The sequence below is a fragment of the Jatrophihabitans fulvus genome (assembly GCF_054781375.1).
Genome location: NZ_BAAGUN010000002.1, coordinates 620,704 through 642,780, shown reverse-complemented (window position 1 = coordinate 642,780; position 22,077 = coordinate 620,704). Strand labels below are relative to the sequence as shown.

Below are 22,077 nucleotides of genomic sequence, written 5' to 3'. Positions count from 1 at the left end.
GCACCCTGACCTGCCTCCGACGTGGAAGCAAGTCAGCAGGACGGTCACCCCAGCAGCGTGAGCTCGAAGCTGTCGGCGGCGTCCGGGTCGTCGTCGACGACCGTGATCGGGATGCCCCAGTCCTGCCGCGCGAGCCGACACACCGGGTGCTCGACCGCCGGGTCGTCGTCGCAGGACGCCGCCTGGGCCGTCACCTGCAGCACGCCCGTGCCGGCGACGAGCACCAGCTCGCGCACGAGCTCGACGCCGTCACCGGTGCCCTCGGCCAGCAGCGGTTCGGGTGAGGCCGACACCGCCAGGTGCGTGGACGGGCCGTAGCGGTCGTCGAGCCTGCGGCCGGGCGGGGGTTCGAAGCGGACGGTCAGCCGCAGCGGTCCCGGCTTCAGCACCGCCGGCGGACGCTCGGTGCGCAGCGGCGGTCCGTGCACCAGCTCCGCCGCGGGCACCGGGCGCACGATGCGGTGCGCGGCCGACTCGACGACCAGCAGGTCGCCGTCGACGACGAGCCCGGCGGACGGTTCGGCGAGCTCGCGCGCGAGCGTCGTCACGGTGTCGGTCGCGGGGTCGTAGCGGCGCACGGCGCCGTTGTAGGTGTCCAGCACCGCGACACCGCCGTCGGGCAGCACCGTCACGCCGAGCGGGTGCTGGAACAGCGCGGCACCGGCGGGCCCGTCCGCGTGCCCGAAGTCGAAGAGTCCCTCGCCCACCGCCGTGCGGACGACACCGTGCCGGTCGATGCTGCGCAACGCCGACGACTCGGCGTCGACGAACCACACCGTGTCGCCGTCGACCGCGAGTCCGGACGGCTGCGCCAACCAGGTGTCGAGGGCCGCGCCGTCCTTGAGGCCCTCGACGGTGGTGCCGGCGAGCACCTCGGCGGTGCCGGCCACGACGTCGACGGACAGCAGCAGGTGCACCCCGGCGGCCGCGACGACGGCACGTCCGGTGGCGGGCCACCAGACGACGTCCCAGGGTGAGAGCGCGAGCGGGACCGGCCCGGCGATCGTCACCTCGTCCGCGAGCAGGGCAGGCAGGTCGAGCGTGACCACGACCGTGCCGCCGGCGAGTTCGATGCCGCGCAGCACGTGGTTCGCGGTGTCGGCGACGAGCACGTCGTACCCCACCTCGGCGGCGAGGTCGGGGGGCAGCAGCGCGAGCCCGTTGGGCTCGGCGAAGGGGCCGCCACGCTCACCGGTGCCGAGGCGCCGCACCTCGGTCTCGGCGTCGAGTTCGAGCTCGACGATCTGGTGGTGCCCGGCGTCGGCGACGAGCAGCGTGTCGCGGTCACGTCCGGTGCGGGCGGCGGGCAGCAGCACCGCGTCCGCGGGGAAGCGCAGCAGTCCGGGCGCGGGCGCGGGCGGACGGAAGTCCGCGTCGCCGCGACGCAGCACACCGCGGGCGTCGTAGTCGGGGAGGCGGGCATCGATCAGGGCGCCCAGGGCGTCGACCTGCCCCTCGCCGGCGGCCTGCGCGATCACGTAGCCCTCGGGGTCGACGAGCACGAGCGTCGGCCAGGCGCGCACCGCGTACTGCTGCCACATCGACAGCGCGGGGTCGTTGACGACCGGGTGGCCGACCTCGTACCGCTCGACGGCGGCGGCCAGCGCGGCCGGGTCGGCCTCGTGGGGGAATTTCGGCGAATGGACGCCGATGACGGTGAGGACGTCCGCGAGGCGGTGCTCGAGCGGACGCAGCTCGTCCAGGACGTGCAGGCAGTTGCCGCAGCAGAACGTCCAGAAGTCGAGCAGGACGAACCGGCCGCGCAGTCCGGCGAGCGTCAGCGGGGAGTCGGTGTTGAACCAGGGCCCGTCGACGAGGTGCGGGGCACGCACGCGCGGCCCGGTGCGAACAGCGTCCATACCGGGTTCAAGTACCCGGCCGGGTGCGCTGTTCCCCGGGCCGCGTCGGTTGCTAGCGGTTCGCGCGGGCGGCGGCGGCGACGAGCTCGGAGCGCATCGACGGCGACGCGGTCTCGAGGGCGCGGTTGAACTCGTACGCGTCGCGGCGGGCGCGGAGCTTGCGGGTCAGGGTCTGCATCTTGCTCATGGTCGGTTCCTTTCAGCGGGCACGTCGACAATGACGGTATCCGTGTCAACCGAACGGATAACGCCTGTATGCCCGCCAGTGGCTCACATCACCGGGGGTGTGACCACGTCTGACCGACGAATCGAAGGTCTCACAGCATCGCGAGACCCGGATCGTTCAGCATCGCGGCGACGTCGGCCAGGAACTGCGACCCCTGCTGCCCGTCGACGAGGCGGTGGTCGAACGAGACCGCCAGCTGCGTGACCCAGCGCGGCTCGATGCGCTCGTCGGCACCGGACCCGACCACCCACGGCTGCCGCCGGATCGCGCCGACCGCGACGATGCCGGCCTCGCCGGGGTTGAGGATCGGCGTGCCGGTGTCGACGCCGAACACGCCGACGTTGGTGATCGTGATCGTGCCGCCGCTCATGTCGGCCGGCGTCGCCCGACCGGCGCGCGCGGTCTCGGTCAGCCCGCCGAGCGCGGCCGCGAGGTCGCGGAGGGACAGCCGGTCGGCGTCCTTGATGTTGGGGACGACGAGCCCGCGGTCGGTCGCGGCGGCGATGCCGAGGTTCACGTAGTGCTTGAGGACGATCTCGCCGGCGGCCTCGTCCCAGGACGAGTTGATCTCGGGGGTGCGCGCGCACGCCAGCACGACGGCGCGGGCCACGAACAGCAGCGGCGACACCTTGACGTCACGGAACTCGCGGCGGGCCGCCACCCGATCGCGCAGCTCCATCGTCGCCGTCACGTCGACGGTGACGAACTCGGTGACGTGCGGCGCGGTGAACGCCGACGCGACCATCGCCGCGGCCGTGTGCTTGCGGACGCCCTTGATCGGCACGCGGGTCTCGCGATCGCCCGTGCGGACCGCTGCCGGGGCGGAGCCGGCCGGGGACGGTGCCTGGGCGGCCTGCTGGACGTCCTCGCGCGAGATGGTGCCGTTCGCGCCCGTGGGCGTGACGCTGCCGAGATCGACCCCGAGGTCCTTGGCGAGCTTGCGCACCGGCGGCTTGGCCAGCACCCGGTGCCGGGCACGGCGCTGCGCCGGCTCCTCGGGCGGTTCGGTGACCGACGGTGCCGGGGCGGGGTGCTCGGCGTTCGCGGGCGGCAGGTTGAAGGAGGCCTGCGCCCCCGCGGACGTGACCGGGGGCCGGGAACCGCGGCGGCGCCGGCGGGGGCCGGAGTCCTCGCGGGGGCCGTACCCGACCAGCGTCATCTGCTTCTCGTCGTCGGCGCCGGCCTTGGCCGCCACGTCGGGGACGAGGTCCTCGTGCGCGGGCGGTGCGGTGTCGGACGCAGCGGGGGAACCGCCGGTGTCGATCGAGATGATCGGGGTGCCGACGGGCACGGTCTCGCCCTCGGCGGCGTGCAGCGCGGTGACGACACCCGCGAACGGCGAGGGCAGCTCGACGGCCGCCTTGACGGTCTCGACCTCGGCGATGGTGTCGTTGACCTCGACCGTGTCGCCCACCGAGACCATCCACTTGAGGATGTCGCCCTCGGTGAGGCCCTCGCCGAGGTCGGGCAGCTTGAAACTCTCTACGGGCATCAGTAGTCCATCGCCTTGTCGATCGCCGCGAGCACACGGTCGAGGTTGGGCAGCCACTCGTGCTCGATGCGGCTGGGCGGGTAGGGGGTGTCGAAGCCGCCGACGCGCAGCACGGGCGCCTCGAGCGAGTAGAACGCCTGCTCGGTCACCCGAGCGGCGACCTCGGCGCCGACGCCGAAACTGGTCGGGGCCTCGTGCACGACGACGAGTCGTCCGGTCTTCTCGACCGAGCGCAGCACAGTCGGAATGTCCAACGGACTGACGGTGCGCAGGTCGACGACCTCGACCTCGACGCCGTCGGCCGCCATGGCCTCGGCGGCGTCGAGCAGCGTCGGCACGGTCATGCCGTAGCCGGCGAGGGTGACGTGCGAACCCGTCCGCCGCACCCGCGCCTGGTACAGCGGGGTCGGCTCGGGGGCGATGTCGGCCTTGGCGGCGTGGTACAGCCGCTTGGGCTCGACGAAGATCACCGGGTCGTCGTCCGCGACGGCCTCCTGGATCATCCAGTAGGCGTCGGACGGGTCGGCGCACGCGACGACCTTGAGGCCGGCGGTGTGCGCGAAGTAGGTCTCGACCGACTCGCTGTGGTGCTCGACCGCGCCGATGCCGCCACCGGACGGGATGCGGATGGTGATCGGCATCTTCATCTTGCCGGCGGAGCGGTTGTGGAACTTCGCCACCTGGCTGACGATCTGGTCGAAGCCGGGGAAGACGAAGCCGTCGAACTGGATCTCGCACACCGGGCGGTAGCCGCGGATCGCGAGCCCCACGGCGGTACCGATGATCGCCGACTCGGCGAGCGGGGTGTCGATGACGCGGGCCTCGCCGAAGTCCTTCTGCAGTCCGTCGGTGATGCGGAAGACGCCGCCGAGCTTGCCGACGTCCTCGCCCATGACGATGACCTTCGGGTCGTGCTCCATCGCCTTGCGCAGTCCGTCGTTGAGGGCCTTCGCCATCGTCTTCTTCTCGAGCTGCTCGGTCACGAGGACACCTCCGAGACGAAGGAGACGAACTCGTCGCGCTGGGCGCGCAGCTCGTCGGGCATGGTGACGTGCACGTGCTCGAACACCGACTCGGGTGTGGGGTCGGGCAGCGCGCGGCAGCCGGCGCGGATGCGGTCGGCCAGCTCGCGGCCCTCGGCCTCGACCTCGTCGAAGAAGCTCGCGCGGTAGCCGGCCTCGCGGGTGAGGTAGGCGCGGACGCGCTCGATCGGGTCCTTGAGCTTCCAGGTCTCGGCCTCGCTGCCCAGGCGGTAGCGGCGCGGGTCGTCGTTCGTCGTGTGCGGGTTCATGCGGTAGGTGAACGCCTCGATGAACGTCGGACCCTGGGCCGAACGCGCGTCGTCGAGGGCCTTGCGCGTCACCGCGAGGCAGGCCAGCACGTCGTTGCCGTCGACCCGCACGCCGGGGAAGCCGAACCCGGCCGCGCGCTTGTACAGCGGCACCCGGCTCTGCACGCCGACCGGCTCGCTGATGGCCCACTGGTTGTTCTGGCAGAAGAAGACGATGGGCAGGTTCGCCGCGCCCGCCCACACGAACGACTCGTTCACGTCGCCCTGGCTGGACGCTCCGTCGCCGAAGAAGGCGATGACGGCGGTGTCGCGGTCGGGGTCGCCGGTGCCGACCGCGCCGTCGCGCACCACGCCCATGGCGTAGCCGGTCGCGTGCAGCGTCTGTGCGCCGATCACGATCGTGTACAGGTTGAAGTTGTTCTCGTTCGGGTCCCAGCCACCGAGGTTGGTGCCGCGGTAGAGCCCGAGCAGGGTGAGGGCGTCGACGTCCCGGCACCAGGCGAGACCGTGCTCGCGGTAGGTCGGGAACGCCATGTCCTGGGTGCGCAGCGCCCGGCCCGCGCCGATCTGCGCCGCCTCCTGGCCGAGCAGCGAGGCCCACAGGCCCAGCTCGCCTTGGCGCTGCAGCGCGATGGCCTCGGTGTCGATGAGGCGGACGAGACGCAGGTCGCGGTAGAGGCTCGCGATCTGGTCGTCGCTGATGTCGAGCGGGTACTCGGGATCGTCGACACGCTGGCCCTCGGGCGTCAGCAGCTGGACGAGATCCGGTTCCGGGTGCACCGCATGGACGTGTTCGCTCAAGTCGGTCTCCTCGCGTCACGGCGTCGCGGGGTCACCACGACGGACGTGCTGTGGGTTGGCATCCCGTGGGTACAGGGGTGGCGTACCGGCCGAGATGTCCAGGGGTTCCGAGCATATCCGTGACCCCTGTCACTCGCGCGCGGCCGGTGAATTGGGGAGGCCTTCCGACGCCGAACGGGTTCGCAGCGGACGCTGCCGCGGGGACGCTCCTGGCATGACTTCCTCGACCGCTCACCCCGTGTCCCCGTCCGGCCGTCCGCTGCAGTTCTACGGCCACCGCACCGACGACTCGTCGTACCGCGACACCGGCCCGACCGCGTGCCCGTCCTCGCACGTGGGCTGGGTGGTCGCGAGCGCCGTCCTGTTCTGGCCGCTGGCGATCGTCGCCTTCTGCTACTCGATCCAGGTGCGCTCGCGCTATCACGCCGGCGACCGCAACGGCGCGCTCGGCGCGTCGAACGAGGCGGAGCACTGGGGACGGATGGGTGCCGCCATCGGCGGCACCTTCTGGGCGCTATCGCTGGTGGCGGTGCTGTTCCTCGCGGTCGGTTCGCTCTTCTGACGGGGAGCGCGCCAGCAGCACCGCCAGGACGGCCAGGCCCGCCCACACGTAGAGGTTGCCGACGACCGCGTCCCCGACGGGGTTGCCGAACGTCCAGGCCAGCGGCGGCTTGTTGCAGCCGATCAGGAACAGCAGCGCCAGCGCGCCGAAGGCGACCCGTCCGCCCCGGGTGGGCATCAGCAGTGGCCACAGCGCGACCAGCAGCGGCACGCACCACACCCAGTGGTGCGTCCACGAGACCGGCGAGACGAGGCAGGCGACGACACCGGTGAGGCTCCACGCGAGCAACCGGAGGCCACGCTCGAGCAGCCGGCGCACGACCACGACCGCTGTCAGCAGCACCACGACCGACGCCGCCAGCCAGAGCGCCCGCACGGCCGACTCGCCGTGCAGGGCGCGTTCGGCCACTGCGTACAGCGACTGGTTGCCCGAGCGGGCGGTGTCACCGAGGTTGCCCTTGTCGAACAGCCCGTGCAGCCAGAACCGGCGGGAGTCGGCGGGCAGCACGGCCGCGGCGACACCGACGCAGACGAGCGTCGTGACCGCCGAGCGGACGAACGCGCGACGGTCTCGCTCGAGCAGGAACAGCAGGACGAACAGGCCGGGGGTCAGCTTGATCGCCGTCGCCACGCCGGTCGCCACGCCCCGCCACCGCGACGACGGCGGCAGCACGTGGTCGAGTGCCAGCAGCGCGAGCAGCACCAGGTTGATCTGGCCGTTCCACACCGTCACCCGCACCGGCTCGCAGAACAGCACGGCGAGCACGACGGCGAGCAGCGGCAGGGTCGGGGCGAAGCGCACCCCGGTCGCGCGCAGCACCCCGGCCAGGCACAGCAGCGACACCGCGAAGGCGACCGCCACCGCCACCCCGAAGGGCGGCAGCGTCAGCGGCACGAACAGCAGCGCGGCGAAGGGTGGGTACGTGAAGCCGTACCCCCGCACGTCCACGGCGGGTCCGTAGAGGTCGACACCGTCGCGCACGCCGTGCCCGCCCGCGAGGTACACCTGCAGGTCGAGCGGCGCCTGGCCGGCGAGGAACGGGACGGCCAGCCCGACGACGGCGAGCGCCGCGACCGTCCACCACAGGACGGGCGACACCGGCCGGGTCGCCGCTCGGGTGGACGTCGTCACCGGATCAGTGTCGCGGACGGCGACGGCGTCACGTGGAGGGCGCGAGTTCCGGCGGCAGCGGACGCTCGTGCACGACCCGCACCCGCGACACGGCGCGGGTGAGCACCACGTAGAGCCGGCGCAGCCCGTCGACGCGGCTGGGCTCGGCGGCCACGATGGCGTCCGGTTCGAGCACGATCACCGAGTCGTACTCGAGACCCTTGGCGCCCGTGGCCGGTACGACCGTCACCCGCGGATCGTCGTCCGCGCCGAGCAACCCGGCGCCGAACGGGGCCAGGGACGCGAGCACCGTCCCGGCGTCCGCGTCGGGGACGATCACCCCGACCGACCCCTCGACGGACAGGCAGTCGCGCACCTCGTCGACGACCGATCCGTGCGGCACCAGCCGGAACGCGTCGTCGCCCTGCCGGACGGACGTGGCCGGCGGCACCTCGGGCGCGATGTGCGGCAGCAACCGGTTCGCCACCGCGAGCACCTCCCCCGGCACGCGGTACCCGGTGGTGAGGGGCTGGATCTTCGCGTCGTGGCCGAGGTGGTCGAGGGTGATCGCCCAGGCGCCCGGTGCCCACGGCGTCGTCGCCTGCGCGAGGTCGCCGAGCACGGTGAGCGACCCGAGCGGGCAGCGCCGGGCGATGACCCGGCACTGCATGGGGCTGAGGTCCTGGGCCTCGTCGACGACGACGTGCACGAAGGTGTCCCGGCCGTGGATGGCCGCGTCGAGCTCGTCGAGGAGCACGGTGTCGGCGTCCGTCCACTTGACCGCGCGCAGCGTCTTCGGCGCCGGTCGGGCCAGCAGCGCCCGCTCGTCGTCCGACAGGGTCGGCGAGCAGCGGGCGAGGAAGTCGGCGTCGTCCCACAGCCGGGCGAGCAGCGCCGGCGCGGTGAGGTCGGGCCAGACCGAGTCGACCCAGGCCTTGACCTCCTTGCTGCGGGCGACCCGCGCGGTCTCGGCGTCGGACGGTGCCCCGCCGGCGTCCTCGCGCTGCCGGCGGACGTCCTCACCGATCTGCTGCCGCAACCGGTCGCGGGCCTGGGCCCAGCGCAGGCCGCCCTCGACGAGCTGGCGGCGGGCGTCGTCGACGTAGCGGCGCAGCCGGTGGGACCCGACCCGGTAACGCTTCGTGCCGACGATCGGCACGACGTCCTCGTCCGGTTTGAAGACGTGGGCGAGCACCGCGCGGTGCAGCACGTCCGCCAGGCGCGCGTCGCCCTTGAGGACGGCGACCTCGACCGGCTCCGAGCCGCGGGACGGGAAGGGCACCAGCTCGGCGAGCGTGGCCTGGGTGATGCCGCCCTCGCCCAGTGACGGCAGCACCTGGGCGATGTAGTGCAGGAACGCCTCGTTGGGGCCGACGACGAGCACGCCCGAACGCCGCAGCCGGTCGGGATAGGTGTAGAGCAGGTAGGCCGCGCGGTGCAGGCCCACCGCGGTCTTGCCCGTGCCCGGCGCACCCTGGATGCACAGCGACGTGTCCAGGTCGGCGCGCACGAACTCGTCCTGGTCGGGCTGGATGGTCGCGACGATGTCGCGCATCGGTCCGACGCGGGGCCGCTCGATCTCGGCGCGCAGCAGGTCCGACTCGAGCCCCAGCGCCTCGCCGCGGTCGAGGTGCTCGTCCTCGAACGAGCTCAGCGCGCCGCCGGCGAACCCGAAGCGCCGGCGCAGCCGCACGCCCATCCGGTCGTCCGGCGTGGCGCGGTAGAAGCCGCGGGCGATGGGGGCGCGCCAGTCGACGACGACCGGGTCGCCGGACGTGTCGCGTACGTGGCGCCGTCCGATGTGGAAGACCTCGGCGCCGGGTCCACCGTCCTCGCGGTCGCGGTCGGTACGGCCGAAGAACGGCGGCGCGTCCGGTTCGGCGTTCAGCGATGCGAGGCGTTGGGCACGCAGCGTGCCCAACGCGTGGCCGGCCAGTTCGTCGACGCCGTAGTCGGCGATGCGGTCGGCGGAGTCACGCATGGACACCAGGCACGCGCGGGCGAGCTGGAGGTGGGCCTCCTCGTCCGCGAGGACGGGGTCGGCGGCGGGTGGGGAGTCGGGGACGGGACCGGGGCGGGATTCGTCGGCCACAGTCCGGCGACGTTACGCCCCGCCGCCAGCGGATTTCCGCCGTGACCGGCGGGCGCGGCGCCGGGACGTTCTGCGAACGCGTGAAGGCCCTGTGGGGCTTGTCGATCGAATCTGTGGTGTCCTCGGGGCTGACGATTCGCTGAGGGTGTGGATACCATCCGGCCCGAGCAGGTTGACCGGAATCTCCGTGAGTGCGGAGTTCGTACGCGGTGTCACGAGTGCCGCAGATCGGTCGAAGATCCCTCTCGGGTGGAGTTGTATCGATGAGTCGCGTACGCGCGCGCCGGTCCGGACGGACGATGGCAGTCGCGGTCACCGCCGCAGCCGTCGTCACCGGGCTGGTCACCAGCACCGACGCCGGGGCCGCCCCGGCAGGCACGAAGCTCGCACCGGGCGTGAAGACGTCCGACGCGAAGCTGACCGGCGGCCAGGGCACCAACGCCCTGAACGGCCTCCCGGCCGGCGTCCCGAAGAAGGGGACGTACTCGTTCCTGCTGCAGCTGGACACGGCGTCCACCGCAACCGTGCAGCGCACGGCGCAGCGGCAGAGCGGCAAGGCGGCCGGCAAGAGCGCCGCCAAGAAGCAGCTCGGCCGCATCCGCACCGAGCAGACCCGGGTCGCCGGCGATCTGCCCGCCAACTCGCGCGTGCTCTACCGCACCCACTCAGCGCTGTCGGCCGTCGCCGTCCGCACGAACGTCGCGAACTACGACCGGCTGACGAAGATCGGCGGCGTGACGGCCGTCTACCCGATCGCCCCGAAGAAGCCGACGAACTCCTACGCGGTGCCCTTCCAGGGCGCCCCGCAGGCCTGGGAGGCGTACGGCGACCGCGGCCAGAACGCCACCATCGGCATCATCGACACCGGCATCGACTACACCCACGCCGACTTCGGCGGCAGCCGCGACACCGCCGACTACGAGACCGCGCAGTCGGCCGCGCAGCAGACGAACCCGACGGTCTTCCCGACCGACAAGGTCATCGGCGGTTACGACCTCGTCGGCGACGACTACAACGCCGACCCGGCGAGCGAGTCGTACCAGCCCGTGCCGAAGCCGGACGCCAACCCGCTCGACTGCAACGGCCACGGCTCCCACGTGGCCGGCAGCGCCGCGGGCTTCGGCGAGAACGGCGACGGCACCACCTACACCGGCGCCTACGACACGAACACGCCGTTCACGGGCATGAAGATCGGCCCCGGCATGGCGCCACTGGCCAAGCTCTACGCGTTCCGCGTGTTCGGCTGCGACGGCAGTACCGACGTCACCGGTGCCGCGATCGAGCGGGCCATCGACCCCAACCAGGACGGCGACACGTCCGACCACGTCGACGTCGCCAACCTGTCGCTGGGCTCGGACTTCTCCTCCCCGCAGGACGCCGACACCGTGCTGGTCAAGAAGGCCACCGACGCCGGCGTGACGATGGTGATCTCGTCCGGCAACAACGGCGACCTCTACGACACCGGCGGCTCGCCGGGCAACGCGCCCAGCGCTCTGACCGTCGCGGCCAGCCAGGACGCGCAGGCCGTCGTCGACGCCCTGAACATCACCGACCCGGCCGCCGCGCAGTACGCGGCGGAGCGGTCGATCGCCTACGACTGGGCGACCAAGCCCGACCTCGCAGGGAGCGTCTACAAGCTGTCGTCCGCCAACCCGTACGGCTGCCAGCCGCTCGCCGGCGCCGACGCCGACAACGCCAAGGGCAAGATCGTGTTCGTCGAGTGGAACGACTCGGCTCCCGAGTGCGGTTCGGTCGCCCGCAGCGGCAACATCGCCGCCGCCGGTGGCACCGGGTTCATCTTCGGCAGCAACGCCGAGAACTTCTCGGCCGGCATCACCGGCTCGGCCGCGATCCCGGGCGTGCTCGTCGCCAAGTCGGGCGCCGACGCGATCCGCGGCCAGCTCGCCGGCGGCCAGACCGTCACCGTCGGCAGCACCGAGGCCAACGGCGTCAAGCAGGACGACCCGGCGCTGAACGACACGCTGACCGACTTCAGCTCGCGCGGCATCCGCGGCGCGGACAACGTGAAGCCGGACGTCACCGCCGTCGGCGGCACCGTGTTCTCCGCGGCGGTCGGCACCGGCAGCGACGGCGTGAACGAGAGCGGCACCTCGATGGCCGCCCCGATGACGGCGGGTCTCGCGGGCCTCGTGGCCTCGCAGCACCCGGACTGGACCGCCGAGCAGGTCAAGGCGAACATCATGAACACCGCCGGCACCGACATCACGACGGAGGCCAACGGCGACGGTCTGCCCTACGCCCCCAACCGGGTCGGTTCGGGTCGCATCGACGCCAAGCAGGCGCTGGACAACGACGTGCTCGCGTACGTCACCGGCACCGGCGCCGACGGCAAGCCGCTGACCGGCGTGGTCAGCGCGTCCTTCGGCCCGGTGGCGGTCACTGCCGACACCAGCCAGCAGCGGACGATCAAGGTGCAGAACACGGGCCTGTCGACCCGCAGCTACGACGTCGACTACACCGCCCGCACCGAGGTTCCCGGTGTGACCTACTCGGTCTCCCCGGCGTCGGTGACCGTGCCGGCGCGCTCGTCGAAGACGGTCACGCTGACGATGACCGTCGACTACTCGGCGCTCACCAAGACGATCGACCCGACTGTCGACCGTGAGACGCCCGTGCAGACGGCCGGTGGCAGCGTCGACCTGCCGCGCGAGTACGTGGCGGACGCCAGCGGCCTGGTCACCTTCACGTCCGACGGCGACGTGCCGTCGCTGCGGGTGCCGGTCTACTCGGCCCCGCGTCCGGCCTCGAAGATGACGCAGGCGTCGTCGCTGACGATGCCGGGTGGCGTGAACCAGGACGCGTTGCTGCCCCTCACCGGGCAGCGGGTCAACCAGGGTTCGGGCGAGGAGAACGTCACCTCGATCGTGGCGGGCTTCGGGCTGCAGGGCACCAGCGGGCAGCTGCCGACCTGCACCTCGGCCGGCCAGACGGCGTGCGTCCACTTCCCGGACGAGCGCTCGGCCGACCTGCGCTACGTGGGCGCGACGACGAGCTCGCCGCAGCTGAAGTCCGTGGGCGAGAACCCCTACACCTCGGGCAACGGCCTGGCGTACTTCTCGGTGACGACCTGGGGTCCGTGGCGCACGCCGGCCGGCTTCCAGGACGCCGAGGTGTACATCGACAGCACCGGCGACGGCAAGGCCGACGTGGTCACCTACAGCACGCGGCTCACCTCGGGTGCCGACCAGACCGACATCATGGTCGCGACGACGCAATCGCTCACGCTGAAGAACCCGGACGGGTCCCCGAAGGTGCTCGACGTCGAGGGCATCAACGACCGCTTCGGTGACACCGACACGGCGCTGTTCGACAGCGACACGCTGGTGCTGCCGGTCGCGCTCGGTGCCCTGCCGGGCCTGTCGGCGAGCAAGCCGCGCATCAGGTACTCGGTGCTCACCTACACCGGCTCCTCGGCCGGCCAGGTCGACCAGATCGGTGACGTCGCCGGCGACCTCACCCTGGTCAAGCCGATGACCCTGAACACCAACGACCCGGGGCTCGCCGTCTACGGCAGCTACAACGGTGACAGCAGCCCGCTGCTGTACGCCGACTCGCCGGGCTCGGTGCTGAAGGTCCACCGCAACTCGAAGTCGTACCAGCTCGACGGCACCAAGGGCGCCCTGCTGATCCACTTCCAGAACACGGTGGGCACCAAGGCGCAGATGGTGTCGCTGTCCAAGGGCAGGACGACCGCGAAGCTGACGATGACGCCGAACCCCGCCACCAAGAACAAGGCGCTGTCCGGCACGGTGACGGTCACGTCGGCCGACGGCGTGCCGCTCTCCGGCACGGTGACCCTCAAGCGTCTCACCGCCGGCCCGGCCACGGTCGGCACCCCGGTGGCGCTCAAGAACGGCACCGCGAAGATCACCTACACGCCGAGGGGATCGGGCTCGTACAAGTACCAGGCCGTCTACGCCGGTGACGGGTACTCCGCGGGTTCGTCGTCCAACGTCGTCACGGTGACGATCAGGTAGCACCCGCTCGACCCCGACGGGGCCCGTGCCGATCACCCGGCACGGGCCCCGTCCTCGTCCGTAGGCGAAACTGGGCGGCGTGAGCGAGGGGACGATCCGGACGATCGGCAGTCGCGAGGTGTTCCGCAGCCCGTGGTTGCGGTTGCGGGAGGACGAGGTCGAGTTCCCGGACGGCAGCCGCGGGCAGTACGCGGTTGTCGACAAGCCCGATTTCGTGTGCGTGCTCCCCCGGGAGCGCAACGGTTTCTGGCTCGTCGAGCAGTACCGCTACCCGATCGGACGGCGCGAGTGGGAGTTGCCGCAGGGCGGCTGGCCGGCCGGACGGCAGGGCACGCAGCTGGAGCTCGCCCGCGCCGAGCTGCGGGAGGAGACCGGCCACGAGGCCGGACGGATGACGCACCTGGGCCGGTTGCACGCCGCGGTCGGGTTCTGCTCGCAGGGCTACGACGTGTATCTCGCCGAGGACCTCGAGGCGGGCGAACCCGACCGCGAGCCGACCGAGTCGGACATGGTCGCGCGCTGGTTCGGCGACGACGACATCCGCGCGATGGTGCTCGCCGGCGAGTTCGCCGACGGGCACAGCGTCGCGGCGCTCGCGCTCTTCGCGCTCAGCCGGCGGTGATCAGCGGACGGTGATCGTCCGCTTGATGATCACCGTCTGGTAGCGCGAGTCGTAGCTCGAGAGCGTCAGGGTGTACCGGCCCGCCCTGCGGTAGTTGTGCTTGGCGGACGCCGACGTGGTGCGCAGCGTGCGACCGTCGCCCCACGACCAGGTCGTCGAGCGGATGGTCGTGCGCGGCAGCGGAGCCCGCAGGAACGCCGAGAACGTCGCGTACCTGCCGTGGGTCGGCGTGGCGAAGCGGACGCCGAGATACGGGTCGGTGCGCCAGAACAACCGGGTGCTGGTGGGGGTGCCGACGCCGGTGGGCCCGTCGTACCCCTTCGCGGCGCTGCACTCGAGCCTGCGTGTGCTCGGCACCGCGTAGGGCCTCGACTCCGAGCGCACGAACGAGCAGTCGAGCGGACCGGCGCCGAGCGCGTTCGGGTTGCTGGCGTAGCCCCACTGCCCCTCGGTGCCGGTGGCGCAGGCTGCGGGTGAGTCGCCGTTGCAGTAACCGTTGCCGCCGACGGTCACGTCGTAGCGACGACCCGGAAGCGTCGCGGCGTTGGCGTACAGGGCGGACGAGGGGTAGCGCGCGCCGTGCGCGCCGCCGGCCAGGGCGAGCACGCCCGCGGCGAGCGGTGCCGACAGCGACGTGCCGCCGATCGTGATCCACCCGCCGGCGCTGCTGTCGTAGATGTCGTACCCGGTGGCCGGGTTGGCGACCATCGACATGTCGGCGGCCAGGCGACGGCCGTTGCAGAACGACTTCGCGTAGTTGGGGGTCATGCGCTGCCACGGCTGGGCGTTGAAGTACTTGCTGCATCCGCCGCCGCTCGCGCCGAGCGCCCGCTCGCGGTCGTAGCCGTTCGCGTTGTGGGGGCCGTTGCTGTTCCACACCGTCTCGGACGCGCGCTTGTTCGCGGACGTCAGTTTGAGCGTCGTGCCGCCGACGGCGATGACGTAGGGCGAGGTGGCCGGGAACGACGCCGCCCCCTCGCCGACGTAACCCTCGTTCATCCCGTCCCAGCCGAACCAGCCGCTGTCGCCGGTCGACGCGAGGATCGCGACGCCCGGGTGCTTGTAGGCGCGTTGGACGGCGGTGTCGAACCTGCGCTCGGTGGTGCCGTAGGAGTTCGTGACGATCGTGGCGCCCAGGCGGACGGCGGTGTTGACCGCGTTGGCGAGATCGGTGTCGTACGGGCCGTCAGCCTCGACGAGCAGGATGCGGCAGGTGTTGCAGGCCCCGCGCACGGCCTGCGTGTCGAGGGCGACCTCGACGCCGGCGTCGGCGTCGCGGCGCGGCAGCGGCGACGGGCGGCCGCGCTCGTTGACCTTGCGGAAGGTGTACGCGGTCTCCTTCTTCAGCCCGTACCGGGCGTTGAAGCGGTTGAGGTCCGACAGCACGGTCGGGGCGTCGTGCCACAGCACGATCGCGACGGTCGTGCGCGGACGGGGGGTCTGGGGGTTGTAGCCGTAGGCGGCGGCGAGCTGACGGGGGGTGAACCCGCCCACGGGCCCGCGGCCGACGTGGGGCACCGGATAGGCGCCCGTCGTCGTGCGCGCTGCGGGCACCTGGCGCATCGCGAAGCAGCGCATGGCCCTCGGATCCTTCGGCTTCGCGCACACCGGCTTCGACACCGCGTAGCGCGCCGGGGTGGCCGCGGGTGCGGCGCCGGCCGGCGCGGTCACGGTGGTGAGCGCGGCCGTGAGACCGGCGGCGGCGACAGCGGCCACGGACACCAGGGTGAGGAAGCGGCGGGCCGGGCGCGAGGGCCGGTGCATGGGCGAACTCCGAGAGGCAGGGGGTGTGACAGCCGCGGACGCGGACGGCGCGGGTGATCGTCGCCGCGGGGGACGGCGCGATCATTGTCGCCGCCCCAGCTCCTCACGTCGATCTGACAGAAGTCCCGATCTGTGGTGATTCAGGGGGCAGGCGGTTCAGGAGGCGGGGCTGACCGTCGACATGTTGAAGTCGGGGATGCGCAGCGCCGGCATCGACGTGCGGCGGAAGTAGTCGCTCCACTCGCGCGAGAGCGTCGGCACGCTCGCGCCCACCTCGGCGGCCCGGGCGAGCAGATCGACCGGCGACTCGTTCCAGCGGAAGTTGTTCACCGCCGCAGTGACCTCGCCGTTCTCGACGAGGAACACGCCGTCGCGCGTCAGTCCGGTGAGCAGCAGGTTCTGCGGGTCGACCTCGCGGATGTACCACATGCTGGTGACGAGCAGCCCGCGCTCGGTCGCGGCGATCATCGCCTCGAGGTCGGCGTCGGCGCCGGGACGCTCGAGCAGCAGGTTGTCGACGGCGGGACGGGCCCGGTCGCCGGTGCGGGCGGCATGACCACGGGTGCGGATGAGGTCGGTGAGCACGCCGTCGTCGATCCACGTCGTCGCGTCCACGGGGGCGCCGTTGTCGAACACCGACTGGACGCCGGCATGGGAGGCGGAGGCCACCACGAACGGCTCGCAGCCGATGCCGGACGCCGCCGGGTCGGACCACAGCCGGAAGGGCACGTCGGTGAGCCGCTCGCCGATGCGGCTGCGACCGTCGGCGCCGGCGAACACGCTGCGACCTTCTTCGGCGTCGCGGGCCGAGCCGTGCCAGTACGTGTAGATCATCAGGTCGGCGACGGACGTCGGCGGCAGCAGCGTCTCGTAGCGACCGGGCTCGAGCTCGACGCGACGCCGCGCCCAGCCGAGCCGCTGTTCGAGACCGGCGGTCGCGGCCTCGACGTCGACGTCGGTGAAGTCCTCGGTGTAGCAGGCCCACCAGCTCGACGCGGACAGGTCACCGGCCTTGCCGTTGAGCTCGAGCCGGCCGGACGGCTGGTCGACCCGGCGCCGCAGGCCGGTGGAGACGCCGACGAAGGTCGACGTCATCTCGTGCTCGGCGAACCCGTAGAGCAGGCGGTCGTCACCGCGCCACCGGCCCAGCACCCCGCCGAGGCCCTCGGCCAGACCGGCGAACACCTCGACCGAGGTGGCAGCCGAGTCGGCCTGCCAGTCGTCGCCGTGCTCGTAGGGCTCGACGAGCGGCGCGACGTCGTCGGACGGGCCGGCCTCGCGACCGGCGGCGTCCGCGGCCCGCACGAGGTCCTCGACGTCCTCTAGGTTCGTGACCGACCGGGTGATCACGCCCGCGCTCGTGCCCGCGGACGAGTCGAACGTGGAGATGACGGTCAGCGAGCGGTCGCGCATCTGCCCGTTGGTGGTGAGCGCGTTGGCCGCCCACCGCAGGTTGGTCTCGGTGTGGTCGTGGGCGATGACGACGCAGCCGTCCGCGGCCGACGCCGCCAGCGCTGCCTCGACGAGCTCCTGGGGACTCGTGGTCACTGCGAACCTGCCTCACGCCGCGTGTTGAGCACGTTGATGTCCCGGAACAGCGCGGCCGGTGCCCCGTGCGACACCGACGCGACCTGGCCGGGCTGGCCCTTGCCGCAGTTGAGAGCGCCGCCGAGCAGATAGGTCTGCGGGCCGCCGACGGCCTCCATGGCGCCCCAGAAGTCCGTCGTCGTCGCCTGGTACGCGACGTCGCGCAGCTGGCCGACCACCCGTCCGTCCTCGATCTTGTGGAACTGCTGGCCGGTGAACTGGAAGTTGAAACGCTGCATGTCGATCGACCACGAGCGGTCGCCCTTGATGAGGATGCCGCGTTCGACGCGGGACACCAGCTCCTCGAGCGACGGCCCGTCGGGTGCGGGCTGCAGCGACACGTTGGGCATGCGCTGCATCGGGATGTGACCGGCCGAGTCGGCGTAGGCGCACCCGTTCGACCGGTCGGCGCCGAGCAGGCCGGCGTTGGCGGCCGCCATCTCGCGGTTGAGCTGGTAGCCGACGAGCACCCCGTCGCGGATGATGTCGAACTCCTGGCCGGCGACGCCCTCGTCGTCCCAGCCGATGGTGGCCAGGCCGTGCTCGACGGTGCGATCGCCCTTCACGTTCATGACCGGGCTGCCGTAGCGCAGCGAGCCCAGCTTGTCGGGGGTGGCGAAGCTGGTGCCGGCGTAGGCGGCCTCGTACCCGAGCGCGCGGTCGAGCTCGGTGGCGTGACCGATCGACTCGTGGATGGTCAGCCACAGGTTGGTGGGGTCGATGACGAGGTCGTAGCGGCCCGGCTCGACGCTCGGCGCCTTCGCGTGCTCGCGCAGCAGCTCGGGCAGCTCGGCGATCTCGGTGTCGAAGTCCCACCCCGTGCCGGTGACGTACTCCCAGCCGCGGCCGGCCGGCGGTGCGAGCGTGCGCATCGAGTGGAAGGCGCCGGCGCCGCGGTCGACGAGCGTGGCGGTGAACTCGGGCTCGATGCGCACCCGCTGCTGCGTGGTGCTGGTGCCCGCGCTGTCGGCGTAGAACTTGTTCTCGAGCACGTAGCTGACGCTCGCGTCGACGTGGTCGACGCCGTCGCCGGCGAGCAGCCGCTCGGACAGGTCGCGCAACCGCTCGACGCGCTCGCGCTCGGGGACGGCGAACGGGTCCTGCTCGTACGCCGACACCCACGTGACGTCGTCGTAGACGGGTTCGGGAGCGAGCCGCACCGGCTCGCCGCGCAGCGGGCGACTGACCCGCGCCGTCGCGACCGCCTGCTCGACCAGCTCGCGGACGCCGGCGGCGGTGCGGGCCACGCCCGCGGCGAACCCCCACGTGCCGTCGTGCACGACGCGGACGGACAGGCCGACGTCCTCGCTGTCACCGACGCCGTCGAGCTTGCCGTCACGCAGCCGCACCGAACCCTGCCGGGCGCGCTCGAGGCGGAAGTCGGCGTGCTCGGCGCCCAGCTCGTCGGCCCGCGCGAGGGCGACGGCCGCCAGCCCGCGCGTCGGCAGCGCCTCGAAGGACGGGTCGATGCTCGGCATGCTGCGAACCTACCCGCGGTGCCCGACGGCACGGCCCGACAGCACGGCCCGACGGCACGACCGGCGATCATGGCGCGGTGACCGAACCCGTGCGCGTGTGCTTCGTCTGCTCCGGCAACATCTGCCGCTCCCCCACCGCCGAGGTGGTGTTCACCCGCCTCACCGAGCGGCGTGGGCTCGACGGCCGGGTGGTCGCGTCCAGCGCGGGGACGGGCGGCTGGCACGTCGGCGACGACATGGACGAGCGCTCCCGCGCGACGCTCGAGGCGGCGGGATACCGGTGGCCGCGGCACACGGCGAGGCAGTTCACCGCGGACGACTTCGACGAACTCGACGTCGTCATCGCCCTCGACGCCGGCCACCTCGCCGAGCTGCGCGAGCTGGCCGCCGGCACCGACGATCCGGCCGCCGCCCGCGCGAAGATCGCGATGCTGCGGCAGTGGGACCCGGCGGCCGACCCGTCCGATCTCGACGTCGCCGACCCGTACTACGGCGGCCGCCGCGGGTTCACCGACGTGCTCGAGCAGGTCGAGCGCAGCTGCGCCGGCCTGCTCGACGAGCTCGCCGCACGGACCGGCTGACGTCCGTCAGCAGACCGAGAGCGTGCCGCCGTATCCCTTGAAGAACGCCTGGATGCGTTCGAGGCCGGTCGTGCCGCGGGCGCCGAACGCGGAGTCCTGCGGCACCTCGTCCAGCAGCGCCGCGACGCTCTCGTCGAGGTCCTCCGGCGAGAGGAAGAACCGCTTGCCGGCGTCGGCGGCCACGTTGATGTCCTTCGCGTAGGCGCCGGTGTAGCAGATGCCGGCCTGCAGCGCGTCCGCGCCGGCGAGGCTGCGCTTGAACAGCTGGTGGCGCACTGCGAGCCCCCACCCGATCGAGTACATCGTGCCGAGCGCGAAGTCGGCGGGCTGGTTGAACAGCAACTCGACGTTGCGTTCCTTGCCGTCCTGCAGCTTCAGACCGGGCAGGCTGTTGTAGGCCTGCTCGGCGAACTTCTTGCTGAAGTAGACGGTGTTGTCGTCGGGGCAGTAGCCGAACTCGACCGTGCCGTCCGCATCGCACTTCGGGTGGTCGGCCTCGGCGATCTTCACGGGCTGGAACTGCTTGCCGATGCTGCGCGCCTTCTCGGTCCAGAACCGGTTGAGGTCCGTGACGATCGCGTTCGTCGAGGAGTTGGTGTCGATCACCTCGTCGAACGGCAGGTTGCCGCCGGACGCCTTGTCGTCGTCGCTCGAGTACGGCCGCTCGGTGAAGGTGCGCGACTGGAAGTACCCCGGGCTGTAGCAGTACTTGACGCCCTTGTCGTACCCGTCCGCCACGGCCGAGAGGCGGTCGAAGCCGTTGCCGTGGGAGATCTCGTCGATGTTCTCGGGGGTGCTGTCGCGGACGTTGAGGTAGCCCTCGAGCGCGGCGTCGATCTTGGCCGGGGTGACGTCGCGGAAGTGCGGCGCGCGCTGGTCGACGGCCGACTTCGCCCACGCGCCCGCGGCGCAGTCGGCCTGCGACTCGGTGTAGATCGTCTTCGGGTCGTTGTCGAAGACGCGCAGCCGCTGCTGGATGGCGTGGCCCATCTCGTGGGCGAAGACGAAGGCGAGGGTGAACTCGCCGTACTTCTTCGCGATGGCGCCGACGAGGTGGTCGGGCGAGCGGTCCCAGACGATGGTGTCGTCGAGGCGGCAGTAGGCAGCGTTGTTGACGAGGAACGAGACCGAGCGCTGCGCGCACGCCTCCTTCTCGACCGGCTGGCCGTCGGCACTGCCGCTCTCGGCGACCTTCACGCCGTCGACGGAGTAGTAGCCGCCCTTGATGTCGGGGAACGCCTTGCCACCGGACACCGACGGGAACTCCTGCTTCCAGAAGGACTCGATGTCGGCGAGCGAGTTCTGCGCGACGCGGTCGAAGTTGCTCGACGGGTCGACGCCCTTGACGCTCAGATCGGCGTTCGGCGCGTTCTCGATCGTGGCGGTTCCGTCGACGACGGCGGAACACGCCGACAGGGCGACCGCGGCCGCGGCCGCGACCGCGAGGGACCTGCTGAACCTGCCGAATCTGCCGAACCTCGCGCGCATGGGGTCTCCTTCACGGCGGCCCCGCATCCCGGCGCCGTCGGCGGCAGTGTAAACGGATCAGCGCGGCGTCAGCCCCGTGAATCGGCTATTTGAAACACTGTCCACGTGGGACGCCACTCGGCACCGGACGAAGACGACGAATCCTCCGTCGACTTCGCCGTCGACCGTGCCCTCGCGCCCTTGCAGCGATCACGTCCCAGACCCGCGCGCCACGGCGGTGCCGATGACGGTGCTGCCGACGGTGCTGCCGAGGATGCGTCCGGGCGCGCGACCGCCGAACCGTCCGCGGCACCGGCCGGCACGCGCACGGACGTCGCCGACGAATCGCCTCGGGCGGCTCGTCCCCGCGACCTGCAGGCCGCCGCCGAGGCCGAGGCGCTCGCCGAGGCGCGCGCCCGCGCCGCCGCCGAGCGCGGTGACGACGCGACGCCCGCTGCCGCCGAACGCGGCGCCGGTCGCGTCTACGAGGACGTCGACCCCGCCGGCGACGACGGACCCGTCACCGGCCCCATCGGCATCATCCAGGCCGCGCTCGCGCGCAGCCGTCCCCGGCCGGACCCCGACGAGCCCCCGACGGACGCCCCGACGGACGCCCCGGCGGCGACTGTGTCGGTCAGCCCCCCGGAGGCGGACGGCCACGGCGACCGCACCGAGCAGATCGCGGCGGTGCCCGACCCGGTGCTCGACCGGCCGCGCCCCGAGGCGGTCACCACCGAGCTGCGGGCGGTCGTGGCCGACGCGCCCTACCCGGCCACGGACGAGGACGAGGCGGGCACCGCGGCTGGCACCGCGGCTGGCACCGCGGCGGACGGCAGGACGCCGGATGCCCCCGTCGAGCTGCCGGTCGCACCCGATCGCGAGGCGCCGGCCGGCCAGGGCTCCCCGTCCGACTGGGCGTTGCTGAAGGCGCAGCCGGCCCTGCGGGCCCGGGTGGCGGCGGCCCTGGTCGTGCCGTTCGTGCTCTACGTCGTGGTGCTGCTGACCCTCGACGCGTGGGACGTGCGCACCGGGCTGATCTGGATCTGGATCCCGCTGGTCAGCGCCGGCGTCGTCGCCGGACTGCTGCTCGACCTGGCGCACCGCACCGCCGAACGCCGGTCCCGGGCGGCCGGCACCGACTGACGCC

Annotated in this window: 16 protein-coding genes; 5 read left to right on the top strand and 11 right to left on the bottom strand. The window is 72.3% G+C overall.

Annotated features, from left to right (window positions below):
* Positions 1-44 precede the first annotated feature (44 nt).
* From ACYVP9_RS11565 to ACYVP9_RS11545, 5 genes are all read right to left on the bottom strand, one after another.
* Positions 45-1,859, bottom strand: coding sequence for an NHL repeat-containing thioredoxin family protein (locus ACYVP9_RS11565; protein WP_460604953.1), 1,815 nt, complete (start codon positions 1,857-1,859; stop codon positions 45-47).
* 52 nt (positions 1,860-1,911) lie between these two features.
* Positions 1,912-2,046 (bottom strand): hypothetical protein, encoded by a 135-nt coding sequence (locus ACYVP9_RS11560; protein ID WP_460604952.1) that lies wholly within the window; start codon positions 2,044-2,046, stop codon positions 1,912-1,914.
* A 130-nt stretch (positions 2,047-2,176) separates the two neighbouring features.
* Complete coding sequence (locus tag ACYVP9_RS11555) at positions 2,177-3,577, bottom strand: dihydrolipoamide acetyltransferase family protein (RefSeq protein WP_460604951.1); 1,401 nt, start codon at positions 3,575-3,577, stop codon at positions 2,177-2,179.
* Complete coding sequence (locus ACYVP9_RS11550) at positions 3,577-4,533, bottom strand: alpha-ketoacid dehydrogenase subunit beta (RefSeq protein ID WP_460605071.1); 957 nt, start codon at positions 4,531-4,533, stop codon at positions 3,577-3,579. Before ACYVP9_RS11550 ends, ACYVP9_RS11555 begins: the two co-directional genes overlap by 1 nt.
* A 23-nt stretch (positions 4,534-4,556) precedes the next feature.
* Positions 4,557-5,669, bottom strand: coding sequence for a thiamine pyrophosphate-dependent dehydrogenase E1 component subunit alpha (locus ACYVP9_RS11545; protein ID WP_460604950.1), 1,113 nt, complete (start codon positions 5,667-5,669; stop codon positions 4,557-4,559).
* A gap of 214 nt (positions 5,670-5,883) precedes the next feature.
* On the opposite strand from ACYVP9_RS11545, the gene ACYVP9_RS11540 reads away from it, so the two are divergent.
* Complete coding sequence (locus ACYVP9_RS11540; protein ID WP_460604949.1) at positions 5,884-6,231, top strand: CD225/dispanin family protein; 348 nt, start codon at positions 5,884-5,886, stop codon at positions 6,229-6,231.
* On the opposite strand, the gene ACYVP9_RS11535 is transcribed toward ACYVP9_RS11540, so the two are convergent.
* Together ACYVP9_RS11535 and ACYVP9_RS11530 are read right to left on the bottom strand one after the other, a co-directional pair.
* Positions 6,184-7,362 (bottom strand): glycosyltransferase 87 family protein, encoded by a 1,179-nt coding sequence (locus ACYVP9_RS11535; protein WP_460604948.1) that lies wholly within the window; start codon positions 7,360-7,362, stop codon positions 6,184-6,186. The two genes, ACYVP9_RS11540 and ACYVP9_RS11535, sit on opposite strands and share 48 nt — an antisense overlap.
* A gap of 28 nt (positions 7,363-7,390) precedes the next feature.
* Entirely contained in the window at positions 7,391-9,433 is a 2,043-nt protein-coding gene (locus tag ACYVP9_RS11530; RefSeq protein ID WP_460604947.1) for a HelD family protein, read from the bottom strand.
* 299 nt (positions 9,434-9,732) lie between these two features.
* Here ACYVP9_RS11530 and ACYVP9_RS11525 point away from each other — a divergent pair, with 299 nt between their 5' ends.
* Both ACYVP9_RS11525 and ACYVP9_RS11520 read left to right on the top strand, forming a co-directional pair.
* Positions 9,733-13,431 (top strand): S8 family serine peptidase, encoded by a 3,699-nt coding sequence (locus tag ACYVP9_RS11525; protein ID WP_460604946.1) that lies wholly within the window; start codon positions 9,733-9,735, stop codon positions 13,429-13,431.
* A gap of 79 nt (positions 13,432-13,510) precedes the next feature.
* Entirely contained in the window at positions 13,511-14,053 is a 543-nt protein-coding gene (locus ACYVP9_RS11520) for an NUDIX hydrolase (protein WP_460604945.1), read from the top strand.
* Here the strand turns inward: ACYVP9_RS11520 and ACYVP9_RS11515 are convergent, their stop codons facing one another.
* From ACYVP9_RS11515 to ACYVP9_RS11505, 3 genes are all read right to left on the bottom strand, one after another.
* Positions 14,054-15,769: a S8 family serine peptidase gene (locus tag ACYVP9_RS11515; RefSeq protein ID WP_460604944.1), complete on the bottom strand. Its 1,716-nt coding sequence runs from the start codon at positions 15,767-15,769 to the stop codon at positions 14,054-14,056.
* Positions 15,770-15,973: 204 nt separating this feature from the next.
* Positions 15,974-17,365 (bottom strand): metallopeptidase TldD-related protein, encoded by a 1,392-nt coding sequence (locus tag ACYVP9_RS11510; protein WP_460604943.1) that lies wholly within the window; start codon positions 17,363-17,365, stop codon positions 15,974-15,976.
* Entirely contained in the window at positions 17,362-18,882 is a 1,521-nt protein-coding gene (locus tag ACYVP9_RS11505; protein ID WP_460604942.1) for a TldD/PmbA family protein, read from the bottom strand. The genes ACYVP9_RS11510 and ACYVP9_RS11505 overlap by 4 nt, the downstream gene beginning before the upstream one ends.
* 77 nt (positions 18,883-18,959) lie before the next feature.
* On the opposite strand from ACYVP9_RS11505, the gene ACYVP9_RS11500 reads away from it, so the two are divergent.
* A complete protein-coding gene (locus tag ACYVP9_RS11500; RefSeq protein WP_460604941.1) occupies positions 18,960-19,463 on the top strand; it encodes a low molecular weight protein-tyrosine-phosphatase in 504 nt (167 codons plus the stop codon).
* 6 nt (positions 19,464-19,469) lie between these two features.
* Here the strand turns inward: ACYVP9_RS11500 and ACYVP9_RS11495 are convergent, their stop codons facing one another.
* Positions 19,470-20,951: a neutral zinc metallopeptidase gene (locus ACYVP9_RS11495; RefSeq protein ID WP_460604940.1), complete on the bottom strand. Its 1,482-nt coding sequence runs from the start codon at positions 20,949-20,951 to the stop codon at positions 19,470-19,472.
* Between the two features lie 105 nt (positions 20,952-21,056).
* On the opposite strand from ACYVP9_RS11495, the gene ACYVP9_RS11490 reads away from it, so the two are divergent.
* Positions 21,057-22,073, top strand: a complete 1,017-nt coding sequence (locus ACYVP9_RS11490) for a hypothetical protein (protein WP_460604939.1) — start codon at positions 21,057-21,059, stop codon at positions 22,071-22,073.
* The last annotated feature ends 4 nt before the right edge of the window (positions 22,074-22,077 follow it).

Excerpts from the sequence above, each read along its gene's own strand:
- ACYVP9_RS11565 (WP_460604953.1), bottom strand. The coding sequence starts at position 1,859 with ATGGACGCTGTTCGCACCGGGCCGCGCGTGCGTGCCCCGCACCTCGTC.
- ACYVP9_RS11560 (WP_460604952.1), bottom strand. The coding sequence starts at position 2,046 with ATGAGCAAGATGCAGACCCTGACCCGCAAGCTCCGCGCCCGCCGCGAC.
- ACYVP9_RS11555 (WP_460604951.1), bottom strand. The coding sequence starts at position 3,577 with ATGCCCGTAGAGAGTTTCAAGCTGCCCGACCTCGGCGAGGGCCTCACC.
- ACYVP9_RS11550 (WP_460605071.1), bottom strand. The coding sequence starts at position 4,533 with ATGGCGAAGGCCCTCAACGACGGACTGCGCAAGGCGATGGAGCACGAC.
- ACYVP9_RS11540 (WP_460604949.1), top strand. The coding sequence starts at position 5,884 with ATGACTTCCTCGACCGCTCACCCCGTGTCCCCGTCCGGCCGTCCGCTG.
- ACYVP9_RS11525 (WP_460604946.1), top strand. The coding sequence starts at position 9,733 with ATGGCAGTCGCGGTCACCGCCGCAGCCGTCGTCACCGGGCTGGTCACC.
- ACYVP9_RS11505 (WP_460604942.1), bottom strand. The coding sequence starts at position 18,882 with ATGCCGAGCATCGACCCGTCCTTCGAGGCGCTGCCGACGCGCGGGCTG.
- ACYVP9_RS11495 (WP_460604940.1), bottom strand. The coding sequence starts at position 20,951 with ATGCGCGCGAGGTTCGGCAGATTCGGCAGGTTCAGCAGGTCCCTCGCG.